Origin of the sequence: Novosphingobium subterraneum (assembly GCF_000807925.1) — a bacterium.
GTDB lineage: Bacteria > Pseudomonadota > Alphaproteobacteria > Sphingomonadales > Sphingomonadaceae > Novosphingobium > Novosphingobium subterraneum.
Genome location: NZ_JRVC01000013.1, coordinates 43,054 through 63,969, shown reverse-complemented (window position 1 = coordinate 63,969; position 20,916 = coordinate 43,054). Strand labels below are relative to the sequence as shown.

At 65.1% G+C, this 20,916-nt stretch carries 20 protein-coding genes; 6 read left to right on the top strand and 14 right to left on the bottom strand.

Going from position 1 to position 20,916, the window contains the following annotated elements; translation table 11 throughout:
- Positions 1–24: 24 nt before the first annotated feature.
- The 5 genes from NJ75_RS13560 (at position 25) to NJ75_RS13540 (ending at position 3,672) form a co-directional block, all read left to right on the top strand.
- Entirely contained in the window at positions 25–1,509 is a 1,485-nt protein-coding gene (locus NJ75_RS13560; protein WP_007684580.1) for a SulP family inorganic anion transporter, read from the top strand.
- A gap of 11 nt (positions 1,510–1,520) precedes the next feature.
- Positions 1,521–2,363: a universal stress protein gene (locus tag NJ75_RS13555; protein ID WP_004213296.1), complete on the top strand. Its 843-nt coding sequence runs from the start codon at positions 1,521–1,523 to the stop codon at positions 2,361–2,363.
- A 154-nt stretch (positions 2,364–2,517) separates the two neighbouring features.
- On the top strand, positions 2,518–2,712 hold the full coding sequence (locus NJ75_RS13550) for a TraR/DksA family transcriptional regulator (RefSeq protein ID WP_004213295.1): 195 nt from the start codon (positions 2,518–2,520) through the stop codon (positions 2,710–2,712).
- Positions 2,713–2,730: 18 nt separating this feature from the next.
- Positions 2,731–2,964, top strand: coding sequence for a cold-shock protein (locus tag NJ75_RS13545; protein ID WP_004213294.1), 234 nt, complete (start codon positions 2,731–2,733; stop codon positions 2,962–2,964).
- A gap of 141 nt (positions 2,965–3,105) precedes the next feature.
- Positions 3,106–3,672 (top strand): recombinase family protein, encoded by a 567-nt coding sequence (locus NJ75_RS13540; RefSeq protein WP_004212894.1) that lies wholly within the window; start codon positions 3,106–3,108, stop codon positions 3,670–3,672.
- Between the two features lie 6 nt (positions 3,673–3,678).
- Here NJ75_RS13540 and NJ75_RS13535 read toward each other — a convergent pair whose 3' ends face one another.
- The 13 genes from NJ75_RS13535 to NJ75_RS13475 all read right to left on the bottom strand — a co-directional run bounded on the left by NJ75_RS13535 (position 3,679) and on the right by NJ75_RS13475 (position 19,132).
- Complete coding sequence (locus NJ75_RS13535) at positions 3,679–5,103, bottom strand: transposase (RefSeq protein WP_039335373.1); 1,425 nt, start codon at positions 5,101–5,103, stop codon at positions 3,679–3,681.
- Between the two features lie 130 nt (positions 5,104–5,233).
- Entirely contained in the window at positions 5,234–7,735 is a 2,502-nt protein-coding gene (locus NJ75_RS13530) for a heavy metal translocating P-type ATPase (RefSeq protein ID WP_004212886.1), read from the bottom strand.
- The gene (locus NJ75_RS13525) at positions 7,732–8,340 is read right to left on the bottom strand and encodes a cation transporter (protein ID WP_004212885.1); all 609 of its coding nucleotides are present in this window, start codon (positions 8,338–8,340) and stop codon (positions 7,732–7,734) included. The genes NJ75_RS13530 and NJ75_RS13525 overlap by 4 nt, the downstream gene beginning before the upstream one ends.
- Complete coding sequence (locus tag NJ75_RS13520) at positions 8,337–9,023, bottom strand: ZIP family metal transporter (protein ID WP_004212882.1); 687 nt, start codon at positions 9,021–9,023, stop codon at positions 8,337–8,339. The genes NJ75_RS13525 and NJ75_RS13520 overlap by 4 nt, the downstream gene beginning before the upstream one ends.
- A gap of 3 nt (positions 9,024–9,026) precedes the next feature.
- Complete coding sequence (locus tag NJ75_RS13515; RefSeq protein WP_004212881.1) at positions 9,027–9,440, bottom strand: hypothetical protein; 414 nt, start codon at positions 9,438–9,440, stop codon at positions 9,027–9,029.
- Between the two features lie 47 nt (positions 9,441–9,487).
- On the bottom strand, positions 9,488–9,865 hold the full coding sequence (locus tag NJ75_RS13510; protein WP_004212880.1) for a hypothetical protein: 378 nt from the start codon (positions 9,863–9,865) through the stop codon (positions 9,488–9,490).
- Positions 9,862–10,350 carry an SRPBCC domain-containing protein gene (locus NJ75_RS13505; protein WP_004212879.1) on the bottom strand — a complete coding sequence of 163 codons (489 nt, stop codon included), beginning with the start codon at positions 10,348–10,350 and terminating at the stop codon, positions 9,862–9,864. Before NJ75_RS13505 ends, NJ75_RS13510 begins: the two co-directional genes overlap by 4 nt.
- Before the next feature lie 53 nt (positions 10,351–10,403).
- A complete protein-coding gene (locus NJ75_RS13500; protein WP_039335367.1) occupies positions 10,404–13,649 on the bottom strand; it encodes an efflux RND transporter permease subunit in 3,246 nt (1,081 codons plus the stop codon).
- Positions 13,650–13,652: 3 nt separating this feature from the next.
- Positions 13,653–14,831 carry an efflux RND transporter periplasmic adaptor subunit gene (locus NJ75_RS13495; protein WP_004212877.1) on the bottom strand — a complete coding sequence of 393 codons (1,179 nt, stop codon included), beginning with the start codon at positions 14,829–14,831 and terminating at the stop codon, positions 13,653–13,655.
- A complete protein-coding gene (locus NJ75_RS13490; RefSeq protein WP_004212875.1) occupies positions 14,831–16,108 on the bottom strand; it encodes a TolC family protein in 1,278 nt (425 codons plus the stop codon). Before NJ75_RS13490 ends, NJ75_RS13495 begins: the two co-directional genes overlap by 1 nt.
- 60 nt (positions 16,109–16,168) lie before the next feature.
- Entirely contained in the window at positions 16,169–16,465 is a 297-nt protein-coding gene (locus tag NJ75_RS13485) for a hypothetical protein (protein WP_007406840.1), read from the bottom strand.
- Positions 16,466–16,538: 73 nt separating this feature from the next.
- On the bottom strand, positions 16,539–18,506 hold the full coding sequence (locus NJ75_RS13480) for a cytochrome c/FTR1 family iron permease (protein WP_004212871.1): 1,968 nt from the start codon (positions 18,504–18,506) through the stop codon (positions 16,539–16,541).
- Positions 18,506–19,132, bottom strand: a complete 627-nt coding sequence (locus tag NJ75_RS13475; protein ID WP_004212870.1) for a cation transporter — start codon at positions 19,130–19,132, stop codon at positions 18,506–18,508. The genes NJ75_RS13480 and NJ75_RS13475 overlap by 1 nt, the downstream gene beginning before the upstream one ends.
- Before the next feature lie 78 nt (positions 19,133–19,210).
- Between NJ75_RS13475 and NJ75_RS13470 the strand changes: the two genes are divergently transcribed.
- Complete coding sequence (locus NJ75_RS13470; RefSeq protein ID WP_004212867.1) at positions 19,211–19,627, top strand: MerR family transcriptional regulator; 417 nt, start codon at positions 19,211–19,213, stop codon at positions 19,625–19,627.
- Here NJ75_RS13470 and NJ75_RS13465 read toward each other — a convergent pair.
- The gene (locus NJ75_RS13465; protein ID WP_013039112.1) at positions 19,621–20,823 is read right to left on the bottom strand and encodes an aspartyl protease family protein; all 1,203 of its coding nucleotides are present in this window, start codon (positions 20,821–20,823) and stop codon (positions 19,621–19,623) included. The two genes, NJ75_RS13470 and NJ75_RS13465, sit on opposite strands and share 7 nt — an antisense overlap.
- Positions 20,824–20,916: the final 93 nt, after the last annotated feature.

Genomic DNA, 20,916 nt, shown 5'->3' with positions numbered 1-20,916 from the left:
TCGCTATTGCGATCAGGTTTCTACATGACATTTGCTACTTCGCTTCGACGCGAATGGCTCTCGAACCCGCGCGCCGACGTGCTTGCGGGTATCGTCGTCGCGCTCGCGCTGATCCCGGAGGCCATCGGCTTCTCGATCATTGCCGGCGTCGATCCAAGCGTCGGGCTGTTTGCCTCCTTCTCCATCGCCGTCATCATCTCGCTCGTGGGCGGACGCCCCGGCATGATTTCGGCCGCAACCGCCGCCATTGCGGTTCTTGTCCTGCCGCTGATCCGCGATCACGGCGTCCAGTACCTCTTTGCCGCCACCATCCTCATGGGACTGATCCAGGGCGTCGCCGGCTTCCTGAAGCTCGACCTGCTGATGCAGTATGTGTCACGCTCGGTCATCACCGGCTTCGTCAACGCGCTCGCGATCCTAATCTTCATCGCGCAGCTTCCCCAGCTAACGAACGTCGGGTGGGAAACCTACGCGATGGTCGCGGCGGGCCTGGCGATCATCTACCTGTTCCCGCGTCTGACCAAGGCGATCCCGTCGCCGCTGGTCGCGATCGTGATCCTGACGATCGTCTCGATCTATGCCGGCATCAAGGTCAACACGGTGGGCGATATGGGCAAGCTGCCCTCGTCGCTGCCAGCGTTCGGCATCCCACAGGTGCCGTTCACGCTGGAAACGCTGCGCATCATTTTCCCCTATTCGCTGACGATGGCGGCGGTTGGCCTGCTGGAATCGATGATGACCGCGCAGATCGTCGATGATCTGACCGACACGCCATCGAACAAGCGCCGCGAGATGAAGGGGCAGGGTATCGCCAATTTTCTGACCGGCTTCCTCGGCGGGATGGGCGGCTGCGCCATGATCGGGCAGTCGGTCATCAACGTGAAGTCGGGCGGCTCCACCCGCCTTTCCACCTTTGTGTCGGGCGCGTTCCTGCTGTTCCTGATCGTCGTACTGGGGCCGCTGGTCGCCCGCATTCCGATGCCGGCGCTGGTCGCGGTGATGATTATGGTGTCGATCGGCACCTTCTCCTGGGGATCGATCAGGAACCTCAAGAGCCATCCGTGGCAGTCGTCGGTTGTCATGCTGGTGACGGTGCTGGTTGTCGTCTCGACGCACGATCTGGCGCAAGGCGTGGTCGCAGGCGTGATCCTGTCCGGTCTGTTCTTCGCCAGCAAGGTCAAGCGCCTGTTCGACGTGGCATCCGAGCTGAGCGCGGATGGCAGGACGCGGACCTACCGCGTCTCGGGTCAGGTGTTCTTCGCCTCGTCCGAGCGGTTCGCCGACGCCTTCGACTTCAAGGAGGTGCTGGACAATGTGGTCATCGACCTGACCGCCGCGCACTTCTGGGACATTTCGGCGGTGGGGAGCCTCGACAAGGCGATCCTCAAGTTCCGCCGCGAAGGCACCCATGTCGAGGTCATCGGCCTCAATCAGGCGAGCGCGACGATGGTCGATCGCTTCGCCGTCCATGACAAGCCCGGCGCCGAAGCAGCGCTCGGCGCCCACTGAGGAGAGGGCTTATGAACCGCATATTGGCCTGTATCGACGCATCCACCTACGCGACCAGCGTCGTCGATCTGGCGGCCTGGGCCGCTACCCGGCTCGGGGCCGATGTCGAGCTGCTGCACGTCGTCCAGCGCAAGGATGCCGTGGCATCGCGCAACGATCATAGCGGCGCGATCGGCCTCGGTGTCAAAAGCGAGCTGCTGGAAGAGCTGACCCGCATCGAGGAAGCGGCGGGGCGTCTTGCCATCGAGGAAGGGCGCATCCTGCTGGACGCAGGCGGCACTCGCTTGAAGGAGCAGGGCATCACGGTCGCGTCGATGCACCTGCATGGAGGGATCGTGGAGACGATCGTCGAGCGTGAAGCCGATGCTGCATTGGTCATCATCGGCAAGCGCGGCGCGTCGGGCGAGTTCGCGACCGACCATATCGGCTCCAAGGTCGAACGGGTCGTGCGTGCCAGCGACAAGCCGGTGCTGATCGCCTCACGCGAAGCCAAGGCACCTGACGCGGTGGTGATCGCCTTCGACAACAGCCCCGCCGCCTGCCGCGCTGTCCGTCATGTCGCTACCTCGCCGCTGTTCGGTGGTTTGCCAGTACACCTCGTCATGGCGGGGCCGGATGATGGCAAACACCGCGACCAGCTCGGCGCAGCGGCAGCAACGCTGCCCGCCTGTTCCGAAACCGTCCTGCGTGACGGCAAGGTCGATGCGGTGATCGGCGATCATATGGCGGCGCATCCCGGCGCGATGCTGGTGATGGGTGCCTATGGACACTCGCCGCTTCGCACCCTGATCGTCGGCAGCACGACGACAACGATGATCCGCACCGTTCGCGCCCCGGTACTGTTGGTACGCTGACATAGCCGGGGACGCGCCGGACCTTGATGCGCGGCGTCGGCAACTGCTGGCGCTTCGCGATCAGCTCGTCGCCGATGATGCGGCGGCCGAGGAAACGCGCGCCCCGGTCACGCTCGATCAGGAAAGCGTCGGCCGCCTGTCGCGGATCGACGCCATGCAGGTGCAGGCAATGGCACTGGCGGCGCAGCGGCACCGGCAAGCCGAATGTAGCCGCATCGACGCCGCACTGATGCGGATCGACAGCGGCGATTATGGCTGGTGCGTCCGCTGTGGTGAGGAAATCGAGGCCAAGCGCCTCGATCGTGCGCCCGCGACGACGATGTGCCTCGCCTGCGCCAAGGAGGGCTAGGCCCGAAAGGAAGGCATCATGCCGACCGGAACGATCAAATACCTCGACCGTGGTGGGGCCTGGGGCTTCATCTCTCGTGACGACAAGCAGCCCAAGGTCTTTGTCCACGTCCGAGCGGCGGAGCGCGCCGGGTTCACTGAGCTACGGCGCGGGCAGCGATGGCGCTTCACGCTCGTCGAGCGCCCCAAGGGCGGGTTTGAGGCCGATGATCTGGAAATGCTGTTCGACGAACCGCCCCCGCCCGGACGATAAGCAGTTTCCCAAAAACGAACCTCCAACGGGAAGACCGGCACCGGCACAAAAACACGCCCTATCCCCGCTGGGGCTTTCCCAAAATATGTTCCCGAAATATAAGTCCCGAAATTCGCTGTTTGAGATGGGATAACGGGACTCATGCTGGTTGGTTATGCGCGTGTCTCGACTTCCGATCAGGACCTGACGCTACAAACCGATGCGCTGACCAAGGCTGGCTGTGAAAAGCTGTTCACCGACAAGGTGAGCGGCGCGAAGCTGAACCGTCCCGGCCTGACCGAAGCTCTCAATTTCGTGCGGGCGGGCGATACGCTGGTGATATGGAAGCTCGATCGCCTTGGCCGTTCGATTGGGGGCCTGATCGAACTGGCGGCGGACCTGTCCGCTCGCAAGATTGATTTCCGATCCCTGACGGACGGGTTCGACACGGCCACCCCATCGGGCCGGCTGCTGTTCCATATCCTCGCTTCCGTCGCGGAGATGGAGCGAGAACTGATAAAGGAACGGACGATTGCTGGTTTGGCAGCGGCACGGGCCAAGGGCGGCACGGGCGGGGGCCGCAAGTCCGTCATGACGCCCGACATGCTCGATACCGCCCGCAAGCTGCTCAAGGCCGGCGATAAACCAGCGAAGGTCGCGAAGCTGCTACAGGTCGGCCGTTCCACCTTCTATCGCCACTTCCCTGCGGCCGAGCGCGAACCTGGCTAATTGGTGTCAGAAGATCGTCGCGTAGTAAGATTGCTCGAACCGGCCCCGGCTGATCCGGGCCATGTGATCGATCCGTTCCGGCACCGGGGGTGGGCGGCGGGTCCGTGCCGGTCGTGCGGCGGGGCGGGCCAGCAGTACGAGATTGGCAATGGCCGCGCCCAACAGAAACTCTTCCTCGGCACCGCGCAGGCCGCGAAGGTGCAAACGGGTTAGCCCCCGCTTACCCTTGGCATCGGCAAACACCCGCTCGACGCCCCGACGCAGTCGCATCGACCGCTTGAATAGGGGCGTCTGCATCTCGCCGCGCACCAGCTCGCGCACGTCCTCATGTTCGCTGTGCGTCACCGACCTGTTGCTGCCTGCGGTGCATTTCCGTTTGAGGTGACAGGCGCGGCAGTCGGAGGGACTGGCGCTGTATCGGAGAAAGCCCGCCCGACGATCGGCACCACGAAAGGGCAGTATCTTGCCAGCAGGACAGACATAGCGGTCCTGCTCCCGTTCATAGCGGAAGGCTTCGCGGGGGAATTTGCCCTTGGTCTGTTCGGATCGTTCCAGCACCGGGATATGCGGGATGGTGCCGCGATCGGTGACAAACGCCAGGAACGCGGCGCTGCCGTAGGCGGTGTCAGCCGCGACGCGCTTTGGCCGGTAGCCGAACCGATCATCGGCCCGTGCCAGCATGGTCCGCCCCGCATCGACTTCCGCCGCGAAGCGGGCGGGACTGGCCTCCACGTCGATCGTCACCCCTCCCGGCGTGTCGATCAGGATATTCAGGGCATAGCCGAACCGGCCCCGCGCCGTGCGCGCAGACCAAGCCGACGCCGGATCGGTGCGTGACACCTCGGCCGGCTTGCCACGCGGCACGCCATGTTCCTGCGGTAGAGCATTGGCCTGATCCGCCAGCCATTCGCAAACCGGGCGGGGAAGCCGGGGCGCGGCTATGTCGGCGTCCCGCATCTTGCGCTGCCAGCTTGCGTCGGCCGCGACAAACGATGCGTCGATTGCGGCATCCTTGTGGGCGATCAGCCGCGCGTCGGCGCAGCGCCGAACAGTCTGCTCGAACAGGATGCGGAAGATGCCGGCATCGCGGAAGCGGCCATGCCGGTTCTTGCTAAACGTCGAGTGGTGCGGCACCCGCGCGTCGGGCGGCAATCGGCAGAACCAGCGATAAGCGAGATTGAAGCGGACTTCCTCGCACAGCCGGCGTTCCGACGTGATGCCATAGAGGCGAGCGATAAGCGCCATGCGGACCAGCAATTCAGGCGCTATCGAGGGACGCCCACGGCGACTATAATGCGGCGCGAGCGCATCGCGCAGTTCACCCAGGTCGATCAGTCCGTCTATCCTGCGTAGGATGTGATCGGCGGGGATCATCGCTCCTAGCGCCCGCCAACTTGCGCCCTTGCCGCCTCGCTGTTGCTCACCCATCATGGCCGCTGCTCCCGATGTGTCGAAGCAGGGAACCCGTTAGGAACGCGATCGGCTCACCCGGCCTTTTTCAACAGCCCCGGCCGCTTGCTCTCGGCAAGCGTGCCGTCGAGGTCGAAGGCGATCAGCCACTTCATGCCGCCTTCCCTGCCGGATCGCGGTAGGCGAGCAGCCTGAGCGCATTGATGACGACGAGCAGCGTCGATCCCTCATGAACCGCCACCGCTGGCCCAATGCCGAGGCCGAGGATGGTAGCAGGCACCAGGAAGGCGACGACACCCAGGCTGACGAAGACGTTCTGCCGGATGATTCCACGGGTATGGCGGCTAAGACCGACTGCGAATGGCAGGTGCGCCAGATCGTCGGCCATCAGCGCCACGTCGGCTGTCTCCAGCGCAACGTCCGACCCCGCCGCGCCCATCGCGATGCCGACCGTGGCGCTTGCCATCGCCGGCGCATCGTTCACGCCGTCGCCCACCATCGCGACCTTGTCTTCGCCGGCGAGCTTCTTGATCGCGGCAACCTTGTCTTCGGGCATGAGGTCGCCCCACGCTTCGTCGATCCCGACTTCGTCGGCGATCGCTTCGGCGACTTTCTGGTGATCGCCGGAGATCATTATCATCCGCGACACGCCCATCTCGTGCAGCCGACGCAACGCGGTCTTGGCAGCTTCGCGAGGCGTGTCCATCAGGCCGATCGCGCCCAGGTCGCGGTCCCCCTTGCGGACCACCATTGTCGTGCGGCCGTTCTCGCGCAGCTTCGCGATTGCGTCCTGCGCGCCCTGCCCCAGCGCCGGAATGCCCTCACTTCCGAACATCTCGGCCTTGCCGATCCACACCGTCTCGCCATCCACGCTCGCGGTGACGCCCCGACCGGTCAGGCTCTTGAGGTCGCCGGCAGTCGGCACGGCACGATCGTTCAGACGTTCGCGGCCGTCCTTGACGATCGCTTGGGCCAGGGGATGGTCGCTCAACGCTTCGACGGCGACAGCCAGCGCCAGCAACTCGCCTTCATCGGCGCCATCGACGGGCACGACATCAGTGATGCGCGGACGACCTTCGGTCAGCGTGCCCGTCTTGTCGAAAGCGATCGCTTTGAGCGACCCGAGGTTTTCGAGCGGTGCACCGCCCTTCACGAGCACGCCGCCCCGCGCTGCACGGGCAACGCCCGACAGGACCGCGCTCGGCGTTGCGATCGCGAGCGCGCACGGGCTTGCCGCCACCAGCACCGCCATCGCGCGATAGAAGCTGTCGCGGAACGGCTCGTCGACGACCACCCATGCGAACAGCAGGAGCACTGACAGGACCAGGACGGCGGGCACGAAGATCCGTTCGAACCGGTCGGTGAAGCGCTGCGTCGGCGACTTCTGCGTCTCCGCTTCGCTCACCATCTTCACGACCTTGGCAAGCGCGCTTTCATTGGAACGGCGTGTCACCTCGATCTCGATCGCGCCGCCGCCGTTGATCGTACCCGCAAAAACCCGGCTTTCCGCGTCGACTGCATCGGGCTTGGCGCGTGCCGCTGCGGCATCTGCGACCGGCACCTTGTCGACCGGGATGCTTTCACCCGTGACCGGGGCCTGGTTGATCGCGCTGGTGCCCTTGATGACGAAGCCGTCGGCAGGCAGGCGCTCGTTCGGGCGGACGATGGCAATGTCCCCGACGACCATCTGCTCGACCGGGATTTCGCTGGTCTGCCCGCCGCGTCGCACGGTCGCGGTTTCGGGCGCGAGCTTCGCCAGCGCCTCGATCGCCTTCTTGGCGCGGCCCATTGCATAATGCTCAAGCGCATGGCCGAGGCTGAACAGGAACAGCAGCAGCGCACCTTCGGCCCATGCGCCCAGCGCAGCGGCGCCGGCCGCAGCGACCAACATCAGCGTGTCGATCTCGAACTTCTTCATCCGGAGGTTGTCGATCGCCTCGCGCAGCGTGAAGAATCCGCCGAAGAAATAGGCTGCGATATAGCAGGCGGTCGGCAGCCATTCGGGCGCGCCAGCGACCAGCCTCTCGATCGCGTAGCCGATCCCCAGCAGCGCGCCACAGGCGAGCGCGAAGATCAGCTCGGTATTGGGGCCGAGAAATTCGGCGTGGCTATGGTCGTGGCCATCGCCGGGGCCGTGCTTCTCTTCGCCCGCGCCGTGGCCCCCGGGGCCGTGGTCGTGGCCGGCATGTTCATCGGCAGCGACCCGCTTGCCCACCCTCACCTTCAGCTTGCGAAGCGCAGCGCGCACCTCCTCTTCGGTGGTTTCGCGGCGATCATATTCGACCCGGACAGACCCGCTGGTGCTGGCGCTTGCCTGGACCACGCCGGGCAAGGCGCACAGCGCATCGCTGACCGTGCGCGCCCGACGTTCGTGGTTGATCCCCGTCACCTGCCAGATCGCATGGCCGTAGCGCTCGGTGATTTCGGCACCTGCGGCGCGCACCATTTCGCGCAACCGTGGCAGCGGCAGCTTGGCGGCATCGAAATGGATGCACAGCGCCGCTGGCGTGTTGCCGTCGAGACAGATCACATGCGCCCGCTCGACACCTTCGCGCTTTGACAGGGTTGATACGAGACGGTCCAGGCAGGCATCGGCCGCGTCAGGAAGGTCCGGCAACAACACTGGAATGTCGAGTTCGAGCTTGTCGTTCATGACGACCTCCTTTCGCTTTTCTTGGTTTCGGCGCGCGCGTCGCGCAGGATTTCGACACCGCCCTTGATGGCGATGATGGCGGTGGCGAAGCCGACCAGCAGGTCCGGCCAATTGGTACCCAACCACAGCACCAGCACGCCGGCGATCAGGATGCCGCCGTTGGAAATGAAGTCGTTGAAGCTGAAGGTGGTTGCGGCCCGGAGATTGACGTCCGGATCCTTGAGGCGCTGGAGCAGCCGCAGGCAGAGGTAATTCACGACGCCGGCGATCGCGGACATGACCATCATGGTAGGTCCGATGGGCTCGCTGCCCTGCACGTAGCGCCGTCCGACATCGATCAAGATGCCGCCCGCGAAGATCAGCAGCATGACGCCCGAAGCGACCGCGGCGCGTGTCTTCCATGTCTGGCCCCGGGTGAGCGCCACAAGGCTCAGCGCATACACAGCCGTATCGGACAGGTTGTCGACGCCGTTGGCGATCAGCGCGCTCGAGTCCGCGAAGAAGCCGGAAACGAAGAAGCCCGCAGCGATCGCCGCGTTCAGCAGCAGGACGATCCACAGTGTGCGGCGCTCCTGCCCGCCATTGTTGTCGTTGCCCGGGATCATCCCATCATCTCCTCAAGTGTCAGCAGGGCCAGGAAGCCGACGAAAAACATCGAGCTGATGAGCGGGGTGTCGGGTTTCTCGTGCGCCTCGACCAGCAACTCCTCCGTGACGAGGTAGAGCAGCGCCATCAGCCCGAAGCTGAGGAAGCCGGCGATCATCACCGGCGACAGCGCGGCGACCGGCACGGCAGCGAGCGCGCCGATCGGCAGCAGCAGGGCCAATGCCGAGACGATCACGATGATGCGCAAGCGCGAGCGATAGGTTTCCGCCAGCTCGTCGGTCAGCGTCAGTCCCAGAAATAACACTTCCAGAGTGAGCGCGATCGTCAGCAGGAGACCTGCCTTCTCGCCCGCCACGAAAGCGAGGCCGAGCACCAGGCCGTCGACCAGAATGTCGATGCCGATCGCGGCGAGTAGCGCCATCGGCCCCTTGAAGCGGGCCTCAAGAGCCTTGAGCCCCAGCATGGTCGCGACGCCCGCCGCCCCGCCGATCAACGTCGCGCTGGGCGATGCCTCATGCTTGACCTGCGGCAGGATTTCGGTCGCTGCCGCCGCGAACACGACGCCGGCAGCGAGATGCTGTAGGCCCGCCACGAGGCCAGGTTTCAACTTGGTGCGGCTCGCGACAATCGCGCCGAGCACGACCGCCAGCACAGGCGCAAGCGTATAGAGCAGTGCCTGCATTTCCTAGGACTCCTCCGGGGTTCGGTGGCAGACGCGGATCTTCCCGCGTCGCGTGAACGCGATCGATCCGCCCGCCACGACAGCCCGCGAATGGTCGCCGCGAAACTCGTCACCGGTTCGCTGCGCGCGCAGGATCTCGGTCCTGCCCTTCGGCAGCCAGGTGACGGCCATTTTCAAGCCGTCATCGATGAAGTCGACATCGGCGCGTGTGCCGTCGTCGCAGTACATGATGCGCTGCGCGATTAGTTTCGACGTCAGATGCTTTTCATGCGCCGGCTCGGTAGGCTGGGTCGGCGCTGGATTACACGCCCCTATAACCGCCCCGGAGACGAGAACGACGCCGAGGCGCGCGATCGCCAGACCGGCCCGATTCAGGCCGCACAAGGTTGTCACATTTGAAATCGACGTGTCAGACATCGGTCTCTTCCGACGAAGCGCCCTGTGGCGTTCGAAGGCAGGGCAGTTCATCGCGTGCCTTCCCGCTCGCAGATCCGGGTACGGCCATCGCCTTCCACGATGGTGAGCTGCGACCCCTTGAAGGTCGCGGTGGCTGTTTCGCCGACATATTGCAGGCCCTGCGCTGGCGCGGTCAGCATCATCGGCGGTCCCCCGTTGGAGCGCCGCAAATCGATCTGCAGGCCGTTGTCCTTGTAATCGACGAACAGCGGTTCCCCGTCGGAACAGCGATATCTATGCCGCCCCATTTCCCCGGTCGCCACGGCGCTGTCGGACGAATGGATCTGCTGCTCCGTTGGCGGGGCTGGCGGCTTTCTTTCCGAGCACGCCGCGAGCCCGACAACGAGGATGACGGCGGGCAGCACCCGCTTACAGTGCATCATCATCGCGCCTTCCTCCTGTAGCGGAAGGGGACGCGCTGACGATTGATAGCCCGGGCAGGCTGACCTACCCGCCAGCGGAGATAGGTTGCGAGGCGATCGTCAGATTCGACCATCAGGGATCGCAGGCGGCGCAACATCATCGCCGCGAACGGCAGGGAGAGCGCCCCGCGCAGCGTGCAGCTATGCGTTAGCCTGGTGCCGCCATCGTCCCCCGCCAGCTCGTACCGCTCTTCGAGCGTGAACAGATAGGGGATGCCGCAGGACCAAGCGAAGGCGTGCGGTTTATCGAATCGATCAATCCGTGCTGGCGTCCGAATTGGCCGGGTGATGCCCTGGATCGCAAAGGTGCATTCTGTGTCGCCGAGCCGGGACGGATCATCGAGAAATACGAGCGGACTCCACGCCCGGCGATGATCCGGATCGGTGAGTGCCGACCAGATGCGCAGTGGCCCGCCGTGAAGCATCGAGCTGGTTATGGTGCGAGGCATATCCCCATCTCCCAGAGATGGGCGGGGCGATCGCGGATCGCCCCGCCCATCCATCAGGCCAAGTTGTTCACGAAGGTCTGACCGTGGTCGTCCCCTTCATGCTCCTCATTGTAGTGCTCGGGTTTCTCGATCACTTTCTGCCCGAACCGGGCATAGAGTGTCGGCAGCACGAACAGCGTAAGAAGCGTCGCCGAGATCAGACCGCCGATGACGACCGTCGCCAAAGGCTTTTGAACCTCTGCGCCGGCGCCTTCGCCCAGCGCCATCGGCACGAAGCCGAGGCTGGCGACTAGCGCGGTCATGATGACGGGTCGCAGACGCTGCATCGCGCCAACATGCGCGGCTTCCTCGCGGCTCATCCCTGATCGGATCAGATCTTGGATCGAGCTGACCATGACGAGGCCGTTGAGGACCGCGATGCCCGAGAGGGCGATGAAGCCCACTGCCGCCGAGATCGAGAAGTCCATGCCCCGCAGGAACAGCAACAGGACGCCGCCCACCAGCGCGAAAGGCACGCCGGTGAACACGATCGCGGCGTCGCGGACCGATCCCAACGCCCCGTAGAGGAGCAGCAGGATCAAGATGAAGCAAGCCGGAATGACCAGCTTCAGCCGTTCGCTTGCCGATTGGAGGTTCTCGAACTGGCCGCCCCATTCGAGATAGGTGCCGGCAGGCAGCCGGAGTTGGCTGCCGATCGCCGCCTGCGCATCCGCCACGACGGATCCGACGTCGCGGCCACGCACGTTGGCTTGCACCACCACGCGCCGCTTGCCGTTCTCGCGGCTGATCTGGTTCGGACCATCGACCACCTTGATCTCGGCGACGCTGGACAGCGGTACATAGCCGCCGCCTGCCACCGGCACCTGCACCTGTTGGAGCAGGCCGATGTCGGCACGCTGCGCCTCCGACAGGCGGATCACCACGGGGAAGCGACGGTCGCCCTCGAAGATCTGGCCCGATGTTCGCCCGCCGATCGTCGCAGTCACGGTGTCCTGCACATCCTGAGCCGTAACGCCCAACCGCGCCATCGCGTCGCGGTTGACACGAATGTCGAGCATGGGAAGACCGGTCGTCTGCTCCACCTTCACGTCCGCTGCGCCTTGCGTTCTGCGCAGCACCGCCGCGATTTGCTCGGCCGTCCGGTTCATCTGGTTGAAGTCGTCCCCGAACACCTTCACCGCGATGTCGCCGCGCACGCCGGCGATCAGCTCGTTGAAGCGCATCTGGATGGGCTGGGTGATCTCGTAGGCATTTCCCGGAATCTTCGCGAGATTACCCTCGATCCGGCTGACCAGCTCCTCCTTGGGAAGCTCAGGATCCGGCCAATCCTTGCGCGGCTTCAGGATGACGAACATGTCGGTCGCGTTCGGCGGCATCGGGTCGGCCGCCAGCTCGGCGGTGCCCGTCTTGGAATAGACGAATTGCACCTCCGGCTGCTTCGACATCATCCGCTCGATCGGCACCTGCATCGCCTGGCTCTGCTGGACCGACGTTGCCGGAATGCGGAGCGACTGGATCAGCAAATCGCCTTCGTCGAGCTGCGGCAGGAACACCGAGCCGAGCGTAGTGAAAGCAAGCGCCGCCACCACAAGGCTTCCCACACCCGCACCGATCGTCAGCGTCGGGCGCTTCATGGCCCGGTCGAGACCGGGTTCGTAGCGCTTCTTCAGCCACGTGATGATGCGGCCGTCCTTCTCCTCGACCTTCTTCGACAGCCAGATCGCAATCATCGCCGGCACGAAGGTGAGAGAGAGGATGAAGGCGAAGGCGAGCGCGATGATGACGGTCAGCGCCATCGGTCCGAACGTTTTACCCTCCACGCCGGTCAGCGTGAGCAGCGGTACGTAGACGAGGATGATGATTGCCTGCCCGTAAACCGAGGGGCGGATCATCTCGCGAGCGGCGGCTGCCACGGTCGCAAGCCGTTCCTTGACGGTCAGCAAGCGACCTTCATGATGCTGTTGTTCGGCAAGCCGCCTCAGCGCGTTTTCAACGATGATGACGGCGCCGTCGACGATCAGACCGAAGTCCAAAGCCCCAAGGCTCATCAGATTGGCCGAGACCCCAGCGCGCAGCATACCAAAGCCTGTCAGCATCATGGTGATCGGGATGACCAACGCCGCGATCAGGGCCGCACGGAAGTTGCCGAGCAGCAGGAAGAGCACGACGATGACCAGCACTGCGCCTTCGGACAGGTTTTTCGCGACCGTCTTGATCGTCGAATTGACCAGCTCGGTGCGGTTCAGCACCGGCTGAATTACGACGTCAGGAGGCAGCGAAGCGTTGATCGTCTTCAGTTTCTCAGCGACCGCGGTCGACACGATGCGGCTGTTCTCGCCGATCCGCATGATCGCCGTGCCGACGACGACTTCGGTACCGTTCTCCGATGCCGAACCCATGCGGATCGCCTGACCCGTCTTCACAGTCGCAACTTGTTCGACCGTGATCGGCACGCCGTTACGTGTCGCGATCACGGTCCTGGCCAACTCGCTGGCATTGCGAACGAGCGCATCCGAGCGAACAGCCAGACCTTCGCCATTGCGATTGACGAAGCCACCGCCGACGCTGGTGTTATTGCGCTCCAGCGCATTTCCCAGGTCCGTCAGCGTGATGCCGAGCGAGGCCAGCTTCTGCACGTCGGGCACGACGAGGAACTGCTTGGCGTAACCGCCAATCGAGTCGACACCGGCGAGGCCCGGTGTGGTCTTCAGAAGCGGCGTCACGATCCAGTCCTGCGCGGTGCGCAGGTAGGTCGCCTTGTCCTCTTCGGTCGTCAGTCGCTCGCCCTCTGGCGTGATGTAGCTGCCATCGGGCTGTTGGCCCGGTTCACCGGGCTTGTGCTTGTCGTCCTCGCGATGATCGAGACGAACGGTGTACATGTACACCTCGCCCAGGCCTGTCGCGATCGGACCCATTTCAGGGTTCACGCCGTCGGGCAGATTCTCTTGCACGCCCCGCAGACGCTCGCCCACCTGCTGGCGGGCGAAATAGATGTCCGTCGCGTCCGAAAAGACCGCCGTGATCTGCGCGAAGCCGTTGCGGCTCAACGAGCGCGTATATTCCAGGCCGGGGGTGCCGGCGAGCGCGGTTTCGATTGGAAACGACACCTGCTTCTCGACCAGCTCGGGCGAGAGGGCAGGCGCGCGGACGTTGATCTGGACCTGATTGTTGGTGATGTCCGGCACCGCGTCGATCGGTAGCCGGTAGAGGGAAAAGGCGCCGATGGCGGCGACGATGACGGTGAGGAGCAGGACTAGCCAGCGCTTCTCGACCGCCCAGGTTACGATACGGGCGATCATGGCTTAATCCTCGTGGCTCGCTTCGCCCTTGCCGATCTCGGCCTTGAGCGTGAAACTTCCGGTGGTGGCGATCTGTTCGTTGCCGGTCAGGCCCGACCGGACGATCACCGTGTCGCCCGACGCATCGCCGAGCTGGACCGGGGTCGCCTTGAAGCCGGTGGGCGTGCGCACGAACACGACCGACTTGCCCTCGAAACTCTGGACCGCCGTCGTCGGCACGCGGACCGCCCCGCTCCCGCCGCTGCCCGTGAGCTGCACGGCTGCCGTCACAGGCTCGCCGACCCGCCATTCGCCACCGCGATTGTCGAGGGTGGCGAGCGCAGGCACGAGCCGCGTCTGCGGATCAAGCGCCGGCGACACGAAGGTCACGCGGGCGGTCGCCTGACGGCCTGCCGCCTTCACCAGCACCGTATTGCCGGGACGCACCCGGCCCGCATCCTCGGGCTTGAGATTAAGCGCGATCGACACCTGGCTCAGGTTGGCGATGCGATAGAGTTCGGCATCCGCCGCGACCGTTTGTCCCAGCGTCACGGGGCGCGCAATGATCTGGCCCGAGATCGGCGCGGCAATGCCGAGCCGGTTGAGCCCGCCGCCGCCGACACCCGCCGCCGAAACCATGCTCTGCGCCTGCGTCAGGGCGATCCGCGCCTCCGTCGCCGCTGTGCGGGCGGCGATCAGATCCTGTTCAGGGGAGACTCTCTGCGCGAACAGCCGCTGTTCGCGCGCGAGGTTCGAATTAGCGAGCTGAAGCCGCGCCCGCGCCGCCTCGACCTCGCCCTTGATCTGCGCCGCCTCGCGGCTTTCGATGACCGCAATGGTCTGGCCGCGTCCGACCGATTGGCCGAGGTTACGGGTGAGCGCGACCACGCGTCCCGCAATTGCGGCCGAGACGACCTGCGTTCCCTGTGGGTCGCCCTCGATGATCGCGGGCAGCTCGATCGTCCCGGCCCCGCCGATGATCGGCCGTCCGACCTGGACGCCCGCTGTGGCGATCTGGTCGGCACCCAATGTGACGACGCCTTCACCGGCATGACCGCCTTCAGCACCGCCCTTTTCCGTGCCCGCTGCCGTCTCATTGGCAGCTGCGCCTTCGGCAGTTGCCTCGTTTCCGCCATCCTTGCCGCCGCAGGCAGCCAAGAGCAGGGCGAGCGACGCCGCGCCCGCGAGATAAAAGCTCTTCATCACTGATTCCCCCCATTGGGCGCACGAGCGGTCAGTCGCTCCACTTGCGCGCGGGCATTCTGGTAATTGGCAAGCGCGTCGATCGCGGCGACCCGCGTTTCGGCGAGCGTGCGTTCAGCATCGAGCAATTCGAGCTGGCCGAACTTGCCCTCGCGATAGCCGATCCGCGCGATGCGGGCGGCCTCCTGTGCAGCCGCCAGCGCCGGCCCCGACGCCGCACGAGCCGTCGTTGCGGCATTGGCCGCCTGCGCCTGCGCGTCCGTGATCGCCTGTTCGATGTCGAGCGCGGTCACGCGGCGCTGCGCATCCGCCTGGGTCCGCTGCGCGGTCGCCTGCGCAATCGCGGCGCGACCATTGTTGAACACCGGGATCGGGATCGACACGCTGAACACCGCCGCCATGTCGTTGGTCGCTTCCAGGCGGCGGATCGACGGCCCGACGTTCAGGTCAGGCACGCGATTGGCGCGCGCGAGCCGCACGCCGGCTTCGGCAATGGAGAAATCCGCGTTGGCTGCCGCCAGCGCGAGTGTGCCGGTCGTGTTGACCGGTGCCAACGGCCCATAGACGTTCACACCGGGAAGGCGATCGAGCAGCGTGTCATCGAGCAGGCCGTCGATCGGCCGTCCGATCCGACGCGCCAGATTGGCGCGGGCCGCCTCGGCCAAGCGAAGCTGCCGCTCCACATTGGCGTCGGCATTGATACGCGCGACATCCGCGCGCTGTTGCTCGAGTGGCGATGCCCGCCCTGCCTGCACGCGAACGCTCGCGGCCCGCAGCGCATCGCTGGCGATCCGGGCCTGATCGCGGGCTGTCATTACCCGGCGATCGGCCGCGACCGCTTCGACATAGAGCTGCGTTACCTGAAGCCGGACATCCGCCGCGATGATCGCGGCCTGGATCTCGGCCCGGGACAATTGCGCATTGGCGACCGCGACGCGGGCGCCGCGCTTGCCGCCTAGCTCGATCGGGATCGCAAAGCCGACCGTGGTTTCCGCGCTGCGGACCCCCCGATACGGCCCGGAGCCGATGACATTCTCGACTTGGCCTTGAACCACCGGATTGGGCCGCAAGCCGGCGACTGTGCGACCTGCACGGGCCGCGTCGATTCCAGCTGTCGCCGCTTCCGCAGCAGGGGCCGAACCGCCCGCTGCACTGACCGCTTGGTCAAGCGTGTAGACCGGCGCATCCTGCGCAACAGGCGCGGACGGTCCGACCTGCGCCTGCGCCATCGTGGCGCAAGACGCTGCGGCCAGCATGGCCGCGAGGATACGATTCATGAAAATAGGACTCCTGACGATGATCGACAGGGGCGCGCCAACGCACGCCCAAATCGGACGTCAGGCTTGGGGGGGCCTCAAATGGACCATGCCGGTGCGGCCGTCGAGCGACGCAGAGGCGGAGATTGTCGGCTTGGGCACTGTGAGGACGGGGGTATATTCCATCGTCGTGCGCGCAGGCGCGCCGACGTCGTGTCCGTGACAATAATTGTGATGATGCGGGACATTCTTGTCCGAGTCCGATGGCACCTGATCGATGTCACCGGCGGTATGGACCGTGAACTCAACGCCCGCGATGCTTCCCCCCGCCAGATCGGCGGCATGGGCCATGCCGGAGAAGCTGGTCAGGACCAGCATCAGGCATGTCAGGAAAGGCAAAAAGGCTCGCACTAGCTTGCCTCTATCACGGAAGGGTTTTCATGTCATTGCACTAATTCGAACCAAGGGTCACTGAGCCGGAACCCGAGCGGGATCGGTCGCGCCCGTTCCAGGCGAACCCGACCGCAATGGCGACCGCCATCAGGAGTTGCGCCAGCACCGATTGCCAAGTGGGAAACACGCCGAGCATCGACAGCCGTGGCACGTCCGCGAGCGGTGCGATGTTGATAAGGCCGGCTTCCTGGAGCGCGGCGACGCCTTTACCCGCCAGCACGACGGTCAGGACCGCCATGAGCCAGGAGCTATAGCGGAAGAACTGCGCGATCGGCAGCTTGCGACTGTAGCGAAGCATGGCCCAAGCGATCAGGCTGAGCAGTCCAATCGCCGACCCGGCCCCCGCGAGAAGCATCCCGTTGTCACCTTGCGCCGAAAGCGCGGCATAGAACAGGATCGTCTCGAAGACCTCGCGATAAACTACGACGAACGCCAGCCCGAACAGGAACCAGCCCGACCCGCCCGAGAGCGCCCGCGACATCTTCTCGCGAATATAGCGCTGCCACTGATCGGCCTGCGCCTTGCCGTGCATCCAAATCCCGACCGAGAGCAGCACGACCGCGGCGAACAGCGAGCCAAACCCTTCCGTCAGCTCCCGGCTCGCACCGCTGATCCCGATCGCATAGGTGGCGACCGCCCAGGTGATCCCGCCCGCGATGATCGCGCTGACCCAGCCGCCATGCACGTACCGCAGCGCCTCGCCGCGCTCGGCTTTACGCAGGAACGCGATCATGGCGACAACGATGAGCAGGGCTTCGAGCCCTTCACGCAGCAGGATCGTGAACGCGCCCAGGAACGTGGACGCTTCGGTGGCGGCATCAGGCGCGAGCGCCGCTTCCGCATCGTCGAAAAGGCCGCCCAGTACTGCGACCTTCTCCGCGAGATCATCGGGCGACGCGCCCCGGTCGATCGAGGCGCGGAACTCCCCCATCGCGCCCTCGATTCGACCCATCAGCGTCGCGTCGCGCGCGGTGAGTGTTGGCTCGATCGGCTCGAACCCATCGAGATAGGCCGACAGCGCCAGCTCTTTCGCCATGCGCGCATCGCCGCGCCGCGCAGCCGCCACGCTTTCGGCGAGTTTGGCGCGGGCGACCGCGAGCGAGCCGGGAGCCTGTTGTATCACCTGTTCGGGATGACGACGCAGGAACGCGAGCACTGGGTCAGCCTTGGCGTCGCCGATCGCCGCGCCGAGCGCGGCCGGGGTGAGCGCGACCAGGGTTTTCAGGTCCGGAATGCGCCGGCGAAGGGTCGGGTCGGATTTCCAAAGCCGCTCGCCTTCGCGCGCCTGCGCATCCGTGAAGGCGAAGCTCCCGGCTCGGAATGCTAACGCCCAGCGCTGATCGTTGGGCAGATCGGCGAAGCTCTGCATCGCGGTCCCGTCGATGCCTTGCGTCACCACCTGATAGAGCGCGAACACGCTGCGCTGGCGCGCGCGCTCGGCATCGGTGAAAGCAATCGGGGGCGTAGCGAGCTTGGCGGCGTCAGGGCCACGGCCGTTGCCCGTCATCCCGTGGCAGGACGCGCAGGATTGTCGGAACAGGGCATCGCTGGAGACGAGGTTCGGAGCCTTATCGGGCGCGAGCGGCACCGGGTAGGCGCGCAACAGATCGGCCGCGAGCCCGTGCGCCAATGTTGCCACCTGTTCAGTCGGTCCCTTTTCCGCGATCACCGCCTGGAGGTTGGCAGCCCGCTGGATGAGGGCTTGACGCTCCGGCTTCGCCGGCAGGCCCTGAAGCCGTGTCGAGACCGACGCGGCGAACTCCGTCATCTCGGCATATTCCGACGTGCTCTTGATCCGACCGTTGGCGACCGCGCCGCCATAATCGACGGCCATATAGTCGAGCAGCCGCCATGCGGTTTGCACGTCGCCGGGTTCGGCGATTGCCGCAGCAGGGATCAGCAGCGCCGCGAGCGCGGAGAGCAGCCGCAACGAGAGCATTGCCCGGATCAACGCGAGCAGACGCACTACCGCTCTCCCAATTCGCGCCGAGCGCCAGTGACGATTTCATAAGCGGAGTGGAGGAACAGGAGGGCGATGAGGCCGGCGACGGCGAGGTCCGGCCAGGCGCTTCCTGTCCACGCCACCAGACCGGCCGCGGCGATCACCGCCACGTTGGCGAGCGCGTCGTTGCGGCTGAACAGCCAGATCGCGCGAACATTGGCGTCCCCTTCCCGGAAACGCGCAAGCACCAAGGCGGACACGACATTGATCGCGAGCGCGACAACGCCGATTGTGCCCATCAGTTCGGCATCGGGCGCGGTTGCGTTCAGGGCGCGCCAAATCGCGAAACCGATTACGCCCACGCCAAGCGCACCGAGAAACAACCCCTGCGTCAGCGCGACCTTTGCCCTCGCCCGTGCGGACCAGGCAAGCGCGAGAAGACCGATAAGGCTGATCGACCCGTCCCCGAGAAAATCGAGGGAATCCGCTTTCAGCGCTTGGCTATCGGCGATGAACCCGCCGAACAGCTCGGCGACTCCGAAGCCGAGGTTGAGCACCACGACGGTCAGCAGCGCACGGCGATAGGCCGGATCGGTTTGCGCGCGCGCGGGCTCCCCGTGGCACCCGCAGCTTTCGGTAGAAGCATTCATGCGGCCTTCCTTACCACCTCCAGTCGCTGTAGAAGCAAGCGAAATGTGCGACACGTTCGCATAAGCAAGGATGGCATGATGAAGCCGGTGATGATTGGGCAGCTCGCCAGCGAGACCTCGACGAAGGTGACGACGATCCGCTTTTATGAGTCGATCGGGTTGCTCCGATCCGCCCCTCGCACGGCGTCGGGTCGCAGAACCTACGATGCCAGTGACATTGAGCGTTTGCACTTCATCCGCAACGGTCGCCGGCTTGGCTTCTCCGTCGACGAGATCCGTTCGTTGATGGGGCTGGCGCAGAACCCGGACCAGGATTGTGGTGCCGCCTCAGCTATCGCTGCTCAGCACCTCAAGGATGTGGAGGAGAGACTGGCGCAACTCGCGGTGTTGCGGGATGAGTTGGCAATGCTCAGCCAGAGCTGCACCAAGGCGCGCATGGCCGATTGTCGGATCATGAAGGCGATCGGCAAAGGCCACCCTCAAGCCGATCAATAATAATCGGCCAGCCTGAGCTCGCGCACATCACCCGAGGCCATCGTCAGCTTTACGAGGGTGCCAGCAGGCCGGGAGCGCACTTGCCAGAGCTCCCCACGCGTATAGTTCGCATCGATCGAATGGCCGTTCACCGCCACGATCCGGTCGCCGACCGCCCAGCCAGCCTTTTCCGCGGGACTGTTCGCCGCCACATGAACAACGGTGAGCGCCGTTGGTGAGGCTGCGAGGCCAAGGCCGCTACGGTCCTTCAGCATCGGCAGGCGACGACGAGGACCGAGTGGCCGGAGCCACACGAATCCGGCGGTCACGTCGAACACCACGTCGAATTGAGCGATCAGCGGTAGGCCGACATTGCCAACCGTGCTGGTGGAGAGCCAAGCTCTCATCCCGAGTGTGGGGACGTTCGAGACGCCAAGCCCTTCGATGTTGATGTTCTGGATCGTGAAAGCATCGTTGATACGCACACCATCGACGCCGCCGATCGCCGCGGTCGAGACGAGCTTCCCGTTCAACAGCCCTTGATCGCGGGCATAGGCCGACGAGAGCATCAGCGCGGCCGAGCTGCCAAGATCGATCATCAAGGGCACGGGAGGCAAACCCGAGACGGAAGCTCGAATGAACAGCTCCTGCTTGGCACCGCGCCCGAGCGCGACAGCGCGCCAGTCGGGACCGGCGAGAAACGTGCCTGACTTGACGACCGCCATACGCCTTTTCGCGAAATCGAGCGCGATGCAGCTACCCGTGAACATATCGGCACCGAGGAGGATATCGATCGGTCGTCCGAAGGCCGCCGACACTGAACTCAGATCACCAACGACGGCAAAGGGTAAGCGACGGGTTTCGCGGGCGAGCTGTACGTCGATGTCGCGGACCAGCAGCACCGGGGCCTTGGCGCTCAGCCCGCTAATCATGCGCCGCTCACCATCGTTCAAGCCGAGCTTCGCCGCGAGCGCCGTGCTCATGATCGACGCGCCGCTGCCACTGTCGAGCACCGCCCGCACCGGCACTCCGCGCACTTGTGCCGAAACAAGGAGGGTATCACCCGTGCCGACTTCCAGCGGCTCCCATTCGAGGTGAGCCGCACCGAAGTTCCACGAGCCCGCAGACCGGGAAGTCTGTCGCGCGAGCGTTGGAGAACCGAGCACCAAGCCGGTTCCACAGGCCACCAGCCGCGCCACTAATGAGCGTCGAGACATACCGATTGCTTCAACACGGGCCGTCAAAAAGCCACCTCCAGCCCCCCGTCCGCAGGAGAGCAAATTGCGGTTACATGCTCCAGCCACTGGAGG